The organism is Streptococcus panodentis, from assembly GCF_017884005.1.
In the GTDB taxonomy this organism is placed as follows: domain Bacteria; phylum Bacillota; class Bacilli; order Lactobacillales; family Streptococcaceae; genus Streptococcus; species Streptococcus panodentis.
Genome location: NZ_QFAY01000021.1, coordinates 1 through 14,147, shown reverse-complemented (window position 1 = coordinate 14,147; position 14,147 = coordinate 1). Strand labels below are relative to the sequence as shown.

Annotated in this window: 10 protein-coding genes; 2 read left to right on the top strand and 8 right to left on the bottom strand. The window is 51.5% G+C overall.

The features are described from left to right. Positions 1 to 154: 154 nt before the first annotated feature. The 8 genes from DHL47_RS09545 to DHL47_RS09510 form a co-directional block, all read right to left on the bottom strand. Entirely contained in the window at positions 155 to 949 is a 795-nt protein-coding gene (locus DHL47_RS09545) for a M15 family metallopeptidase (protein ID WP_209551701.1), read from the bottom strand. Next, the gene (locus tag DHL47_RS09540) at positions 927 to 1,634 is read right to left on the bottom strand and encodes a histidine phosphatase family protein (RefSeq protein ID WP_128836528.1); all 708 of its coding nucleotides are present in this window, start codon (positions 1,632 to 1,634) and stop codon (positions 927 to 929) included. Before DHL47_RS09540 ends, DHL47_RS09545 begins: the two co-directional genes overlap by 23 nt. 110 nt (positions 1,635 to 1,744) lie before the next feature. After that, positions 1,745 to 2,443 carry a histidine phosphatase family protein gene (locus DHL47_RS09535; protein ID WP_128836530.1) on the bottom strand — a complete coding sequence of 233 codons (699 nt, stop codon included), beginning with the start codon at positions 2,441 to 2,443 and terminating at the stop codon, positions 1,745 to 1,747. A gap of 130 nt (positions 2,444 to 2,573) precedes the next feature. Then, a complete protein-coding gene (locus DHL47_RS09530) occupies positions 2,574 to 3,485 on the bottom strand; it encodes a hypothetical protein (RefSeq protein WP_209551700.1) in 912 nt (303 codons plus the stop codon). 376 nt (positions 3,486 to 3,861) lie between these two features. After that, positions 3,862 to 4,758, bottom strand: a complete 897-nt coding sequence (locus DHL47_RS09525) for a hypothetical protein (protein ID WP_209551699.1) — start codon at positions 4,756 to 4,758, stop codon at positions 3,862 to 3,864. Positions 4,759 to 4,916: 158 nt separating this feature from the next. After that, a complete protein-coding gene (locus DHL47_RS09520; RefSeq protein ID WP_128836538.1) occupies positions 4,917 to 6,254 on the bottom strand; it encodes a PFL family protein in 1,338 nt (445 codons plus the stop codon). Positions 6,255 to 6,264: 10 nt separating this feature from the next. Then, positions 6,265 to 6,531 carry an ACT domain-containing protein gene (locus DHL47_RS09515; RefSeq protein WP_128836540.1) on the bottom strand — a complete coding sequence of 89 codons (267 nt, stop codon included), beginning with the start codon at positions 6,529 to 6,531 and terminating at the stop codon, positions 6,265 to 6,267. A 444-nt stretch (positions 6,532 to 6,975) separates the two neighbouring features. Further along, positions 6,976 to 10,014, bottom strand: a complete 3,039-nt coding sequence (locus DHL47_RS09510) for a CocE/NonD family hydrolase (protein ID WP_209551698.1) — start codon at positions 10,012 to 10,014, stop codon at positions 6,976 to 6,978. Between the two features lie 547 nt (positions 10,015 to 10,561). On the opposite strand from DHL47_RS09510, the gene DHL47_RS09505 reads away from it, so the two are divergent. Then, positions 10,562 to 13,702: an LPXTG-anchored zinc carboxypeptidase gene (locus DHL47_RS09505; RefSeq protein WP_209551697.1), complete on the top strand. Its 3,141-nt coding sequence runs from the start codon at positions 10,562 to 10,564 to the stop codon at positions 13,700 to 13,702. Between the two features lie 312 nt (positions 13,703 to 14,014). Next, positions 14,015 to 14,147 (top strand): transposase (locus DHL47_RS13655; protein ID WP_209551727.1); only part of this gene is annotated, 133 nt, incomplete at its 3' end.

Below are 14,147 nucleotides of genomic sequence, written 5' to 3'. Positions count from 1 at the left end.
GATTCTATTATACACTCTTCTCAGACAAAGTCAAGATAAAAACTCAAAAAATTAGCACTCTTTTTGAAAGAGTGCTAAAAATCAGTCTGAAGACCTAGAGTTTTCACCAAGCTGTGCTGAAGCCGTACGGCGCAATGGAACAGACTCCACAGCCTTATTTTCCTGCCGCTTTGAGCATGGTCAGGTATTCTTCCAGCACCAGATTGTGCTGCTGCATGTACTGGGCATTTTCCACACCGACATAGCGGTAGTGCCAATTTTCAAAATCCACACCGGTCACATCGCTCTTTCCTTCCGGATAGCGCAGAACAAAGCCATACTGCGGCGCCAGTTCGGCAATCTTGGCTGCTAAGTCGTCCTGCTGGCCTTCAGGCACGCTCATGTCAATCGCGAGACCCGTCTGGTGCTCGCTCGCACCCGGCAGCTGAACTCTTTTCTGAACCAGAGCTTCTGCCTCTTCATGAGACAGACCATTGGCTTCCTCTGCAGCAATATTCTCATTATAGAGCTCTTCCTGCTCAGCCCGGCTGCGGTAGCCCGAAATCAAGGTCTCTTCCGGAGCAAGAGCCTGGGCGGCTGCCAGAAACTGCTGGGTATTTTCTGCAATACGGCTGTCCACCTGAATATCGCCAACCTGGGTCAAAGCCGGTGTCGTTTCCTCCTGCAGATGATCCCGGTTGACCAAAATCAGGTTCCAGTCGGAGCTGGAAACATCGGGCAGATCAGTCTGGGCCGTTTTTGAGCCGGAGCCGGACGAGCTTTTCTGACTGGAACTGCTGGAATTTCCCGGAAAAGGCACCTTAGCCAGCAAAGACTGCCACAGTTTCGGCTGGAAATAAAGAACCGTTCCGCCGATTGCAGCAGCCAGCAGCAGCAAAGCCAAGAATGTCCGCCAGAAAATCTTAGCCTTGGATCGTTTTTTTCTTCTAATATGTTTCGCGCGATTCACTCTGTTCCTCCAATACTTTGGCACCAGCTTTGCGATAGGACAAATCACCGATGCCGTTCACTGTAAACACCCCATCCTCATAATCCACTACTGTCACACTGCCATTATCAAGACCGTGCGGCCTGGTTTTATTGATGAGATAGACAAAGGTCCCGATGGTCATGCCATGGCTGACAACAATCGCATTGCCGCCGCCGGCCGCTTCCATCTCCTCAGCAATGGCAGAAAAGCCCTCCCAGATACGGCCGCTGAGCTTTTCCCAATTTTCGGCCCAGCCGGCTGTATCCACTTCAACCAAGCCTTCGGCCAGCTCGGCATAGCTGAGCTGATGCACATGCTCAACATTGAAAACACGGGGCATGACGCCCATAAAAAGCTCACCGTCATAGGCACCGTCAAAGCTGCCAAAACACCACTCGCGGATGCGCTTGTCTGTCCGATAGGGGATCCGCCCGGTCAGGCCCAGCTCTTCTAAGATAATGCCCATGGTCTGAATGGTCCGGCCGGAATCGCTGGAATAGGCCCGGCTGAAGTCCAGTCCTGACTCCCGCAGGCCGATGCCCAACTCCCGAATGCCGCGCTCGCCTTGGGCGGTCAGCGGTGTATCGGACCAGCCCTGAGCCCGGCCAATGGTGTTAAACATGGTCTTGCCGTGGCGGACCAGATATAATCTTGTTTTTGCCATTTGTTACCTCCGTAGTTCTTTTCATATTATACCATTTTCTGAAAAAAACCGCTCTGCTGGACTTTCCAGAAAAAAAAAGCAGGCTCTCTTGCAAGTCCCGCCTGAACTGATTATTTGCCTGCCTGATTCAGCAGTTTGGCTCCTGCTTGGCGGTAGGATAGATCTCCTACACTTTGAAGGCTGAAGCGGCCATTTTTGTATTCAACCACTGTCACGCTGCCGTTTTGGACTCCGGGATTCTCACTGACTGCTTGGTCAATCAGACCGGCAAAAGTGCCAATCGTCATGCTATGGCTGACCACCAGAGCATTGCCGCCGCCGGCTGCCTCTACTTCCTGCGCTATCGCTTCAAAACCTTCTAAAATCCGGCCGCTGAGCTTATCCCAGGGCTCAGCCCATCCGGCTGTGTCAACCTCCACCAGTCCATTGGCCAGATCCGGCAGGCTGAGCTTTCTGTAGTCATCTGTATCCAGCACGCGCGGAATGACTCCGTGAAAGAGCTCCCCGCCATAGGCGCCGTCAAAGCTGCCAAAACACCATTCGCGGATGCGCTTATCAAAGCTATAAGGGATTTTGCCGGTCAGTCCCAGCTCCTCTAAGATAATGCCCATGGTCTGAATGGTTCGGCCGGAATCGCTGGAAAAGGCCCGGCTGAAGTCCAGTCCTGACTCCCGCAGGCCAATGCCCAGTTCCCGAATACCGCGCTCACCTTCAGCCGTCAGGGGAGTATCGGACCAGCCCTGAGCCCGGCCGATGGTGTTAAACATCGTTTTGCCGTGACGAATCACATAAAGTCTTGTTGTTGGCATCTCTTCTCCTTTATCATGTCAATCTTTCTTTTTCTGTCTGAGGCTCTTTTTATCTTCCATTCAACTGTCGGCAGCTTCAACAGCCTGAAGACTCTTGAAGGCTGCAGATAAACCAAACGAAAAGGCGGTATCACCCAAACATTCTCTCAATCGACTTGGCAGCGTAAGCAGTAGTCAGAATAGAAAGTCCTAGAACAAGCAGACCTGTAAACCAATAGTCGTCTGAAAGCTGGCCGCTCAAGGCGGCCCGATTGATGGCAGCAAAAGCTTCAGAGAGCGGCATCCTGTCTTGATAATAGATCTGAGCATATCGCAGTTGAAAAGCCAGCAAACTCATGGATGATGCCAGCACCAGACTGACAATGCCTCCAAAAAGGGACAGGCCTTTCCCCAGCAGCCGATAGCCGCTGACAGTCAGAAATCCTACCAAAACAGCAGTCAAGCTCATCAGCCGCTGCGAACCGGTCAAAAGAAAGACCACGGGAGCACCGGCAAGGCTGCCCAGAAGGGCACCGACAAAGCCCAAAAGGAAGTTTTCTCTTTGTCTTGGCCGCTGTGGGCGCGGAGCTTCTTTTCGTCTGGTCTCCTGAATGGCCAGCAGCTTCTCATAGCTGGTGGGCGTCAGAAAAAGCCATTTCCCGCCAACTTGATAGAGGGCAACTCTGCCGGTTCGGCCGGTTTTTTCACAGGCACTGAGCAGACCTTCTTCTTCAAAATAATAGGTACAGTCCTCAATAGCCGCCTCCAAATGGTCACGCAGTTCCGTCAGATCCGGAGCAGGCAGAATCGCATAAGCCAAACAATAGCCAGCTCTTTCATAATCAATCAGCACATCCGAAAAGTCCGTCAGGGCCTCTAAAACCGCTGTATCTGCACGCCCTGCTTCAGTCCCGACCGAAAAGAAAATAGCAAACTGCCCCTGATCCGTGACAGGTTCCAGATAAAATGGAAACCCTCTCCTCTGACCGTAAATCAGACCGCTATGCCCATCAAAGGACAGCCCTAAATCAAGGGCCAGCTCCTCTAATTCTTTTTTCTTCATCTCCTTATCTTCTCCTAAAAAATCCTAAGAAACCTTCATTGCAGCTCCTGCCCAAGCTATTCCAACTCCACACCGAACAGCCCGTCGCACAATATGCGGCGGTCCATCTGCAGGCTCACAAGCGCAAGAAAGCAGCCGCAGCACTGCAGAAACAAGCTACGCTCACCTTATCGCCACTCCCGACTGCAAGGAAAAGTTTGAAAGAGGCTGAGACAGGCTCCCATGATGGCTGCGCCCTCACCCACAGAGGGATGCATCTTTTGGAAGATACCCTATAAAAAGTCCTTCAGTCTCACTTTGTTTTGGTAAAAAACTCTTGACGCTCCTACCCTGCAGACAGCAATGTTCAAAAGTTAGGCCGCTTCTGGCTCAGTCTTTAGTATTTCTCTGCCACAGCGCTGATGGCCACCAAAAGCGCTATCACTGACACGAGCAGCATGGCAGCGCCATTGGCCCAATACTGGCCAGAAACCTGACCAGCCATGGCGGCATGGTTGACCATATCGAAGGCTTCAAATATGGTCCGCCCTTCCTGCCGCGAAAGGGTCTGTGCATTCTGCAGCTGAAAGGCCAGCAAGCTCATGGCTGGAGCCAAAAGCAGGCTGACTGCAGCCCCGAAAAGGGACAGACGCTTGGCAAATTTCTGATAGCCCTTGAGCGTCAGAACAGCGACAAGTATACCGGCCATGATAGCAGCAATCCCCGAAGCTGCCAGAATAAAGACCGACAGAGATCCCAGCAAACTGCCCAGAAAAGCTCCCGCAATCCCCAGCATGTAATGCTCCTTGGGCCGGCTGCGGCCTGCCCGGCTTCTGCTCTTAGCTGCTGTCAGTTCTTGATAAGTTGAGGGGAGGAGAAAAAGCAGTTCTCCTTTGACCTGATAGAGTCCCACATCCCCAGCAGAGCCCGACTTTTCACAGACATTGACCAGGCCGCGCGCCTCAAAATAGCGGGTGCTGTCTTCGATAGCTTCCTGCAAAATACTGCGCAGCTGTTCGAAATCGGAACTGTTCAAAACCTGATAGGCCACACAGTGACCTGCCTGCTCATGGCGAAGCAGAACTTCTGAAACATCTGTCAAAGCAGCCAAAAGACTGCTGGGAGCAGGCCCCTCTGCTGAGCCAACTGAAAAGAAGATGGCAAACTGGTCATCGGCCATAATCGGCTCTGCATAAAAAGTAAAGCCTCTTCTTTTCCCGTAAATAATCTCTTGTTTCTCATCAAATGACAGTCCTAAGCCAAGGGCCAGGTCTGCTAACTCTTTCTTTTTCATAAATTTTATTATCTCCTAAAATAAAACAGGTGAGTTTCTGCTCTCCCAGCCTTCCTCTCCTATCCCGACCGCTGTCAGGGAAAAGCCGAGCCGCAGCTGCCTGATTTCACAATCTCCTACTTTGGAAACCAGACATTTCATTTGCAAATATACAGTCTTTAATTTTTAAAACTGTGAATAGGGGCCGGAATCTGACCGCCGCGGGCAATAAAGTCGGCTGATGAAGCCTGATTGACTTTCATGACCGGAGCTGTGCCCAAGAGGCCGCCGAATTCGATCCTATCGCCTTCTTTGCCTTTGGGAATAATCCGAACGGCCGTCGTCTTCTGATTGATGACCCCGATAGCGGCTTCGTCCGCAATCATGGCCGCGATGGTCTCAGACGGTGTCGCTGCCGGAATGGCAATCATATCCAGACCCACTGAGCAGATAGCAGTCATGGCTTCCAGCTTTTCTAAGTTGAGCGAACCGCTCTGCACCGCCGCAATCATGCCCTCATCCTCAGAAACCGGAATGAAGGCGCCGGACAGGCCGCCGACTTGATTGCAGGCCATGACACCGCCTTTTTTGACTTGGTCATTGAGCAAAGCCAAAGCCGCCGTTGTCCCATGCGTACCGACTGTTTCCAGACCCATTTCCTCCAACACACGGGCCACGGAATCACCGACCGCCGGAGTCGGCGCCAGACTCAGATCGACGATGCCGAACTTGACACCCAGCCGCTCGCTGGCCATCTGACCGACCAGCTGGCCGATACGAGTAATCTTGAAGGCTGTTTTCTTGACCGTCTCCGCCACCACATCAAAACTCTGGCCGCGGACCTTTTCCAAAGCCCGCTTGACGACACCGGGACCGGAAACACCGACATTGATGACCACATCGGCCTCGCCGACCCCGTGAAAGGCGCCTGCCATGAAGGGATTGTCTTCGACTGCATTGGCAAAGACAACTAGCTTGGCTGCCCCCATATCGGACAGCTCAGCTGTTTCCTTGATTACCCGGCCCATGTCACGGACCGCCGTCATATTGATACCGGTTTTGGTAGAGCCGATATTGACCGAGGAGCAGACCTTGTCCGTCTCCGCCAGAGCCCGGGGGATGGAGTTGATGAGGATTTCATCGCCCTTCTGATAGCCCTTCTGGACCAAAGCCGAGAAACCACCGATAAAGTCAACGCCGATTTCCTTGGCCGCTTTATCCAGCGCCTTGGCCAAGGGCAGATAGTCTGTCGCATCTGTCGCTGCGCCAATCAAGGCAATCGGGGTGACAGAGACCCGTTTATTGACAATGGGAATGCCCAGCTCAGCTGCAATCTCATCACCCACTGCCACCAGATTCCGAGCCTTGGTCGTGATTTTTTGGTAAATCTTCTCCGCTGCCCGATCAATATCTGTATCAATGCAGTCCAAGAGAGAGATGCCCATGGTGATGGTCCGAATATCAAAATTCTGCTCCTCAATCATGGCAATGGTTTCCGTAACTTGTCTAATATCCATCCTTCACCTCTTAGATATTGTACATGGCGTCAAAAATCGCTGCGCTTTGGATATTGATTTTGACATTGAGCGTTTGGCCGAAAGCTTCAAACTCGCTGCGAAGTGCTGTAAAATCTTTCTTTTCGTCGCTGGATACCAAGGCCATCATGGTAAAATATTCCTCCAAAACAGTTTGTGAAATATCGTCAATATTGAGACCCAGCTCGGCGATTTTGGCAGAAACACCCGCTACAATTCCGGCCTTATCCTTGCCAACAACGGTAATAATTGCTTTCATGCTTGACTCCATTCATTTTTCATTTATCCCATTGTAGCATAAATCAGCTTATTTTGCATGTTATTTCAAAAAATATCATTGGAAATTCCAAGAGACGGCCGGCAGCAAGCAGGGGCGGCTGGTCCATTTGGTATGGAGGGGCCTTCTGCCGACAGCGCTGCCGCCCTCTCTTCCACGAAAGGCCACCATACAGAAAGGGCGGTGGAACAGAACTGAATATTGAACATTCCGTTCTATCCCACCGCCTCGTCTCTTCTTTTTATAATCTTTTAGTTTGCTTTTAGTAGTGAGAGTGGGACAGACTCCCTCCCCCGGACTGTTTTGACACAAACTGCGTTTGTTTTATTCCCAACCTCTCACAGTCCCCCAGACTGTTGGATCAAGGCAAGTTAACGACCTCACAAAAGATAAACGAAATGACGATACTAGGCCGTTTGGCAGTTCTCAGTCTTCCTTTTTGCCGGTTTTTTTCAAACCGAGCGCCGTCAGAAGGCTGAGGCCGGCCGCTGCCAGCAGCCCGGCATTTTCTTTGCTTCCGGTGTCAGGGAGAGTCTCCTGAGATTTTTCTTCCCATTCTTTTTGCTGGCGTCTGAAGCTCATCGGATCTGCAAAGTTATCCTTGATTTCTTGAGCCGCCCGTTCTCTTTCATCCATATCCATGTCCTTATCTTCAATGTCTGGCTGAGTCACTGCGCCGCTGTCAACTGCACGGTCCGGCAGACCTGCATAGTCGCTGTCCTGCTCATTTGGCAGGTAATTGAAGCGCAGGGCCTTGCTGTATTCCACCGTCGGAATAGTCAGGCGGACAGAATCATTTTTGAAAGTAATCTCATAGATGTCCGGGATATACACATTGGTCGGATCATAGGCATTTAAGGCCAAAACCAGTTTATGCCCTTTCTTGACCGTATAGACATTGGGCTGCAGGTAGACTGTGTAATCACGGAAGCGTCCGTCTGTCGGGTCAATGGAGCTGCGGGAGCTGGCCGAATCATAGCCGGCTTCCGGATTGGCCAGATTGATCCAGCCGCTGGCAATGATATTGTACTTCACATTGCGGGCCCCAAAGATGTATTCCGGAATACTGGTCAGATTGCTGCCCATCCAATAGCCCGCTTGACTGAGCTGATCCATGGCTAGATTGGTATTTCTATTGCCATCCTGATCAAAGCTGTCAATCTCTGCCACTACCGGATAGTCTTCTTCTGAAACATCCATCAAAAAAGCATTTATTTGAAAATCTTTGCCGCTTCCCTTATTGAGCCGGGCTCTGAACCGAAGCGGAATATTGCCCTTGATTGTCACGTCTTCCTCCACATCGGCCGCATAAGCTGCTGTGATGTCCGAGGACTGTCTGCTGGCTGAGGAATCTCTGTCCCTCCAGCCTACAGGAGAGGCAATCAAGTCACTGCTGATGGTCACTTCTTCACGCTTGGAGTAGGCCTGACCGTCCAGCTGGTGCGGAGCTTTCCAGCTTTCATACTCTGTCCACTTGGTCGGATCATAGTTATTCTGCACCTGAACCGTCGGGATAGTCTCCACTCCATTGTCCAGACCGTAGAGATAGTGGCTGTACCAGCGGTTTAGGAGGTCATCAAAAGGCCGGCCGTTGACATTGGTACCGAAGCGGGCAGTAGCCGGCTCCGTATGATTGCCCTGATGAAGCAGAAGCTTGTAGGTCTGACCGCTCTTTTCCATCGCCTGCTGCATCAGCTCAAAATGCTTGGTCCTGACATTGTGGTCATTCAGCCCATGGACAATCAGGGCCGGAACCTTGATCTGTTCTGCATTTAAGGTATAATCCCGATTGGCCCAAAGATTACTGTAGTTGCTGCCGTCCTTGCGCTGCTCTTTGTTGAGCTCAGTGACAAAAGCAGCGTATCGTTCCTTAATCGAATCCCAGTCGTCTTGGTCCAAGACCCGGCCGGATACATAGACAGAGAGCCAGGACAGCAAATCGGCCGGTGCATAGCGAATAGAAGTTCCCTGGCTGTTATAGTAATCATACCAGGAAGCAATGCCGGCCGCCGGAACAATGGTCTTCAACCCATCAACACCTGTCGTTCCCACACCGAAAGTAGTGGTTCCTGCCCAGGAAAGGCCGTTCATCGCCACATTGCCGTTGGACCAGTCGGCCTTGATCGCAATATTGCTGGTCTTGTCAGTGTAAGCTGTACGCTGGCCATTCAGCCATTCAATCACACTGCGGTAGGCCGCAATTTCCACATCCGAACCGGTGGTATTGAAGCCGTCAGAGCCCTTGGAGCCATTGCCCGAACTGGTCACAACAGCATAACCGCGCACCAGGTAGTAGTTGTACCAGTTCAGATTTTCATAATCGTAATGGGTCCGGCTTTCCGTACTTTCCAAAGGATTGATATAGTACCAGTCAGATGACCGGCTCTTCTTGGCCGCTTCAATCGTGGTCATACTTCCGACCGGCACCCGCTTGTCCGGCTGACTGTGCAGGTCATCCAGATTAAAGCTGCCGCCTTCCTGCAGACCGAAATCTTCCAGAACCTGCTTCTCCGTGGTCCCTGTCACATAAGGACTGGCCTCGTAGATTGTTGCTGCCTTGTAATCACCATTGACTGCCGCCTTTGGCACTTGGACGAAGGTCTTTATCAAATCACGCTTGCCGTCTCCGTCAGTATCATAGTCCGTCTCGACATAGACGATATAGCGGACAATGTCGCTGTCCTCATAGGAATAGCCCTCTGTCATAGCCCCGCTTGTAAAAGGAAAAATCGGCTGGGCCCGGCCGTTGAGAAAAAGCGGCTCTTTCTTTTCCGCCCGATAAGCATCATGGAGCCTTTGCGCGACAGTATACATAGACTGCAGATCCTGCACCTTGGCCGTCGGATCGGCAGCTTCGTCAATCATTCCCAGACTCTTGGCAAAGCTCAGATAGTCAGAAGGCGTCTGGCCGATTTGGCTGGGATGGAGAGCAGCCCACTTGAGCAGTTCTGTCACTGCATCCTGAACCGTCAGCTCCTGACCGCTGAGACTGCTGTCAGACAGCGGTCCGGTGTAAGCAGCCAAATCCGCTCCGGTAGCATGAAGCTGAGGCGCCGGGCTGACTCTTGCAGAAGAATCCGCAGAGGGACTTTCTGGCTGAGGCTCTGCGGGATGTTTCGCACTTTGGCTCCCCAAATCAGCTGCTGCTGCTTCAAAAACAGGCTGAGAGGCAGCCTGCTGCTCCGCAGCAGCCCTGCCCTGTCCTTCTGAGAAAGAGACTGAACCCACCTGACTATCAGACTGGGCCGCTCCTTCTTGCGCAGTTCCTTGAGCTGCCGTCTGAGCAGTTTCTGTCACTGTCAGCACCGCAGTATCCTGCTTCTCTTCACCGCTCTGCAGCTGCAGGCTGCTTGAGGTCTGGCTGGATGCCGACTGCATCTCATCAGCCAAGACCTGGTGAGCCAGCAAAGTCGGGGCCAATAAAAGACCCGGCAGAACGAGAGCAACGATTTTCTTCTTATCCATAAACATACTCCTTTGAAATTCCGTCTGCTATTACCGTCTTCCTTTATTATATTGCTAAAAAATTTTAATTTCAAGACCCCACACTGCTTGTTTATCTTACTTAACAAAACTGTAACATCATTGTATTCTAAAAATGAAAGACCGCTTTTCCTGCAGCTGCAGCAAGATTCTATATGCTTTTAGTAGTGAGGCGGTGGGACAGACTCCCAGCCTATCGCTTAACGTACAGGACGATAGGGCAGTGAGCTGCTCAAAGCACTGCTTGGAGGCTGCAGATGAAACTTCCGTGAGGAAGTATCAAAAGTAGGGCTATTTGACACAACTTCGTTTTTTTATCGGTCAGCTCCAATCCCCCGGACTGTTAAAGCAAGCTGGCGCCGTTTGAAGAAATTTTCGAAGAATAGTAGGAAAAAGCACAAGGAGGAAGCCGCACTCCAAAGCTGCTTTGCTATTTTTGTCTGTTTTTTCTAACTTTTTATTTGAAAGCGGTTTCTAATCTTGATATACTAATTATGAAAGATTCTATCACATAAAGGAGATTTTTCATATGAGAGATTCATATCAGAAACGTTTGTATCGTCAGGCGCTGAGTGTATCAGCTGCTGTGCTTTTGGCTGTCTTGGCTCAGGGCAAGTCTGCTGCTGACAGTCTGGACAGTTCAGAGCTTCCGCCGGCGGCTCCCGCTGTCCAAACCTTGACCGACGAGGCGAAGACTGACAGCTCAGACAAGACTGCAGACAGTCAGGCGGACAGCCCAGCTTCAGAAAGCAGCCAGAACCATCCGAACTCAGAAAATGCAGCCAGTCCGGCAGCTCCGGAATCACGCGCAGCCACCGGTGAGCAAGGCCAGACCCAGCTGGCCGACAGCACTGTTTATCTGTCAGAAACCGCAGCTCTGGAGGAGAAGGTTCAAGGGCAGGCGGCTCAGGCTGGGAAGATCAGCTGGACCTTGGACGGCAAAGCCCTGTCTGACTGGAAAACTTGGAATATGGACGACGGCAGCTTTACAGGCGAGTCCTTTATCACCATTGAAGAAACTGCTGACGGCAGCGACCTCAGGCTGGATCTGGCTTTTAAGGCGCTGTTCGGCGAAGATCTGAGCCTGCGCTCTCCCAACAATATCCGCCGAACCTACCGCAATTTTATCGGCAGTCATGAATTGGTCGGAAAAAGCGAAGATCTGAGTCTGACGATTCGCAAGAATATCATTCTGCGCCCTTATGAGGATTTCCACAGCCATGAGGAAATGCTGGCAGCTATTGAAAAGAGCCGCCAGGAGGCTAAGACCGACCGGCTGGTTGAGCTGGAAACGATTGGGACCAGCGCTCAGGGCCGCGACATCAAGCTGGGCATCATCAGCTCAGACCAAAAGAGCATTGATGACTATCTCAATACGACCAACCCGCAGGCACTGACCAAGCCGGCTGACATGCTGGCCGCCCTGAAAAGCGGCACTCTGGACTATAAACTGCCCGTCCTCATCAACAACACTCATGCTGACGAGCAGCCTGGCATCGATATTATCACCGGTCTTTTCAACGCCTTTGCCACCCAGGATTTAATCCGTTTCAAGACAAGCGATGCTGACGGCAGCGAAAAGGAAGTCACACTGAAGGTGCAGGACCTGCTGAAGAAATTCATTTTCCTTTTTGATTTTACCGAAAATCCAGACGGCGACGTGCTCAATACCCGTGCTCTGGCGAACGGCCTCGATCCCAACCGTGACACCGGTTATCAGAACAACCCGGAAACCCGCACCATTGCTGCCTTGATTAACAAATGGAATCCAATTGCCCTCTATGACATTCACGGCTTTGTCAAGGACTTCCTGATTGAGCCGGCCACCCCGCCGCATGACCCCAACTTCGAGTATGATCTTTTGGCTGATGTCATGCTGGAGAATGCCCACCATATGGGCCGGGCCGGTGTTGCCAATTCCAGCTATAACAAGTACATCATTCCCAAGCTGGACTGGGGCGACGGCTGGGACGACTCCTTCTCCGGCTATACAGCTGTCTATGCCATGTACCACGGTATTCTGGGCCATACGATTGAAATCCCTGAGAGCAACCAAGAGTCTTATAAGGCTGGTTACTATGCCGTCCTGGGCGGACTGGACTATCTGGCTCAACATCCTGACAAACTCATGGAAACCCGCCTCAACTTTTATCTGCGCGGGGTCAATAAAACAGAAGACCCTCAGGCAGAAAAAGAACTGGTCGGACCTGACGGCCAAGTCATCGGCCGGCTGAAAAACGGGCAAAAAACATTCTTCCCCGACTACTATGTCATCCCCATGAGTCTGGACAAGGACAATGACAGCCAAGAAGCCTTCAACATGATTGACTACTTCAAGCGCAACGGTGTTCTTATCCAAGAGCTGAAGGAAGACAGCGGCCCCTATAAAAAAGGTGATTTAGTAGTAGATATGGCCCAAGCCAAGCGCGGCTACGCCAATCACATTCTCTACAAGGGCTCCAATGAATCCGACTGGGCAGCCATGTATGCCGAGCTGGTAGTGAACTTCCCGGATATGAAAGGTTTTAAGGCTCAAGCGGTCTTTGAAGACAAGCTTTTCGAGGGCAAGCTCGGTGAAGTCACGGCGCTCAGAGCGACCCGGACCAGCCAGATCGACCCCAAAGCACCTTACTATGTCATTGCCAACACTTCCCAAAGTGCCGTTCAGGCGGTCAATCAGGCAATTAAGGAAGGCAAAAAGGTGTATCTGACCGAGGACGGCTATATCGTTGATACGCCAACTTTTACCAATCTCCTCTCCCAACATGCCATCTATGGAGATGCCCTTTATAAAATTCCGCAGGGTCAGGCTCTCAAAGCCTTGAAAGTCTACGCTCCCCCTCACCACTATTCTTGGGCCGGCGTTGACTCCCCCGCCCACACAGCACTGGCGCTGAAAAATATGGGCTTCGACATCGTAGACAGTCCAGAGGAAGCCGATGTCATTGTCCTTGAAAGCAATACATTCGACCAATCCCTGCTGGGCCGCAAACCAACGATTGTCGTCGGCGGCTCTGCTATGCAGCGGCTGGAAAAGCTGGGGCTGCTGGACGGTTTTGATGCTGAGCGCTTTAAGGGCGGCAGCGAATACGAGGGGCTGATGAAGGCTGTCATTGATGACCAAGATCCGCTGACCAGCGGTTATAAGAAGGATGGCCTCTTTTACTCCAACTCCGGCAACTGGATTGCTAAAATCCCGGCCAACTTCAGAACTCTGGCCAGCATTGCCGGCAGCGACTTCTATATCGCAGGCTGGTGGCCTGGCAATGAGCAGCTGGCCAATAAGGTGGTTGCTATCGCAGGGACTTATCAGGATCAGCCGCTCTTTGTCTACGCGGGCAATCCGACCAACCGTCTGCACCCGATTCATTTCTACCGCTGGATTTCCAATGCGGTCTTTGGCAGTCAGTTAGCTGAACTGACCGATTATCTGCCAGCCATTGAAGATCCTGGCAGCGTCACTCCTGCAACCTATCAGGGCCCAAGCCAGACTGTACTGGACTGGAAGCCGGCAGCTTCAGCAGCACCTGCTCAGACCATACAGCTGACATACAGCAGCAATGCCCTGCCTCAAACCGGCAGCAAGGAAAACAGCAGCAGCTTCGCACTGGCCAGCTTCCTCATTGCAGGAGCAGCCGGACTTCTGCTGTGGAAGAAGAAGGAAAACTAGCACTCTTCCAATGCGGAAAGAGCCTCCTTGAAATCTATAGGAGGCTCTTTTGGGTTTCCTGATAGTCTGTTATCTCCTTTTAGCAACTTGTTCGGAAACCGTATGTTGTGTCAGTCGCCTTAAGCAGCCAGCACACAAGCAAACAACTCCGTCTTTTCGTTTGCATCCTAGAAGCCGGGGCAAAAGTTAAGAGCGGGATAGCCACGTTCTGCCACCTCAAAGCAAAAAGCAAGCTGTCACACTGATATACTCCCCTTATAGTGGACAGTGAAAAAACAAAAATTCACTAGAAGCTATAAGAGGAGTTTTCATATGTCCAAAAGAAGTCAAACCTCAGTTGAGGAAAAGTTAAAAGCAGTTCATCTTTACTTAGAACAAGGTCGATCTATCCGTACTTTGGCAAGAATATTTGGAGTCTCTGACACAACCATTCGAGACTGGGTTC

Coding starts and splice junctions, on each gene's coding strand:
- DHL47_RS09515 (WP_128836540.1), bottom strand. CDS start 6,531: ATGAAAGCAATTATTACCGTTGTTGGCAAGGATAAGGCCGGAATTGTA.
- DHL47_RS09525 (WP_209551699.1), bottom strand. CDS start 4,758: ATGAAAAAGAAAGAGTTAGCAGACCTGGCCCTTGGCTTAGGACTGTCA.
- DHL47_RS09540 (WP_128836528.1), bottom strand. CDS start 1,634: ATGGCAAAAACAAGATTATATCTGGTCCGCCACGGCAAGACCATGTTT.
- DHL47_RS09520 (WP_128836538.1), bottom strand. CDS start 6,254: ATGGATATTAGACAAGTTACGGAAACCATTGCCATGATTGAGGAGCAG.
- DHL47_RS09530 (WP_209551700.1), bottom strand. CDS start 3,485: ATGAAGAAAAAAGAATTAGAGGAGCTGGCCCTTGATTTAGGGCTGTCC.
- DHL47_RS09505 (WP_209551697.1), top strand. CDS start 10,562: ATGAGAGATTCATATCAGAAACGTTTGTATCGTCAGGCGCTGAGTGTA.
- DHL47_RS09510 (WP_209551698.1), bottom strand. CDS start 10,014: ATGGATAAGAAGAAAATCGTTGCTCTCGTTCTGCCGGGTCTTTTATTG.
- DHL47_RS09535 (WP_128836530.1), bottom strand. CDS start 2,443: ATGCCAACAACAAGACTTTATGTGATTCGTCACGGCAAAACGATGTTT.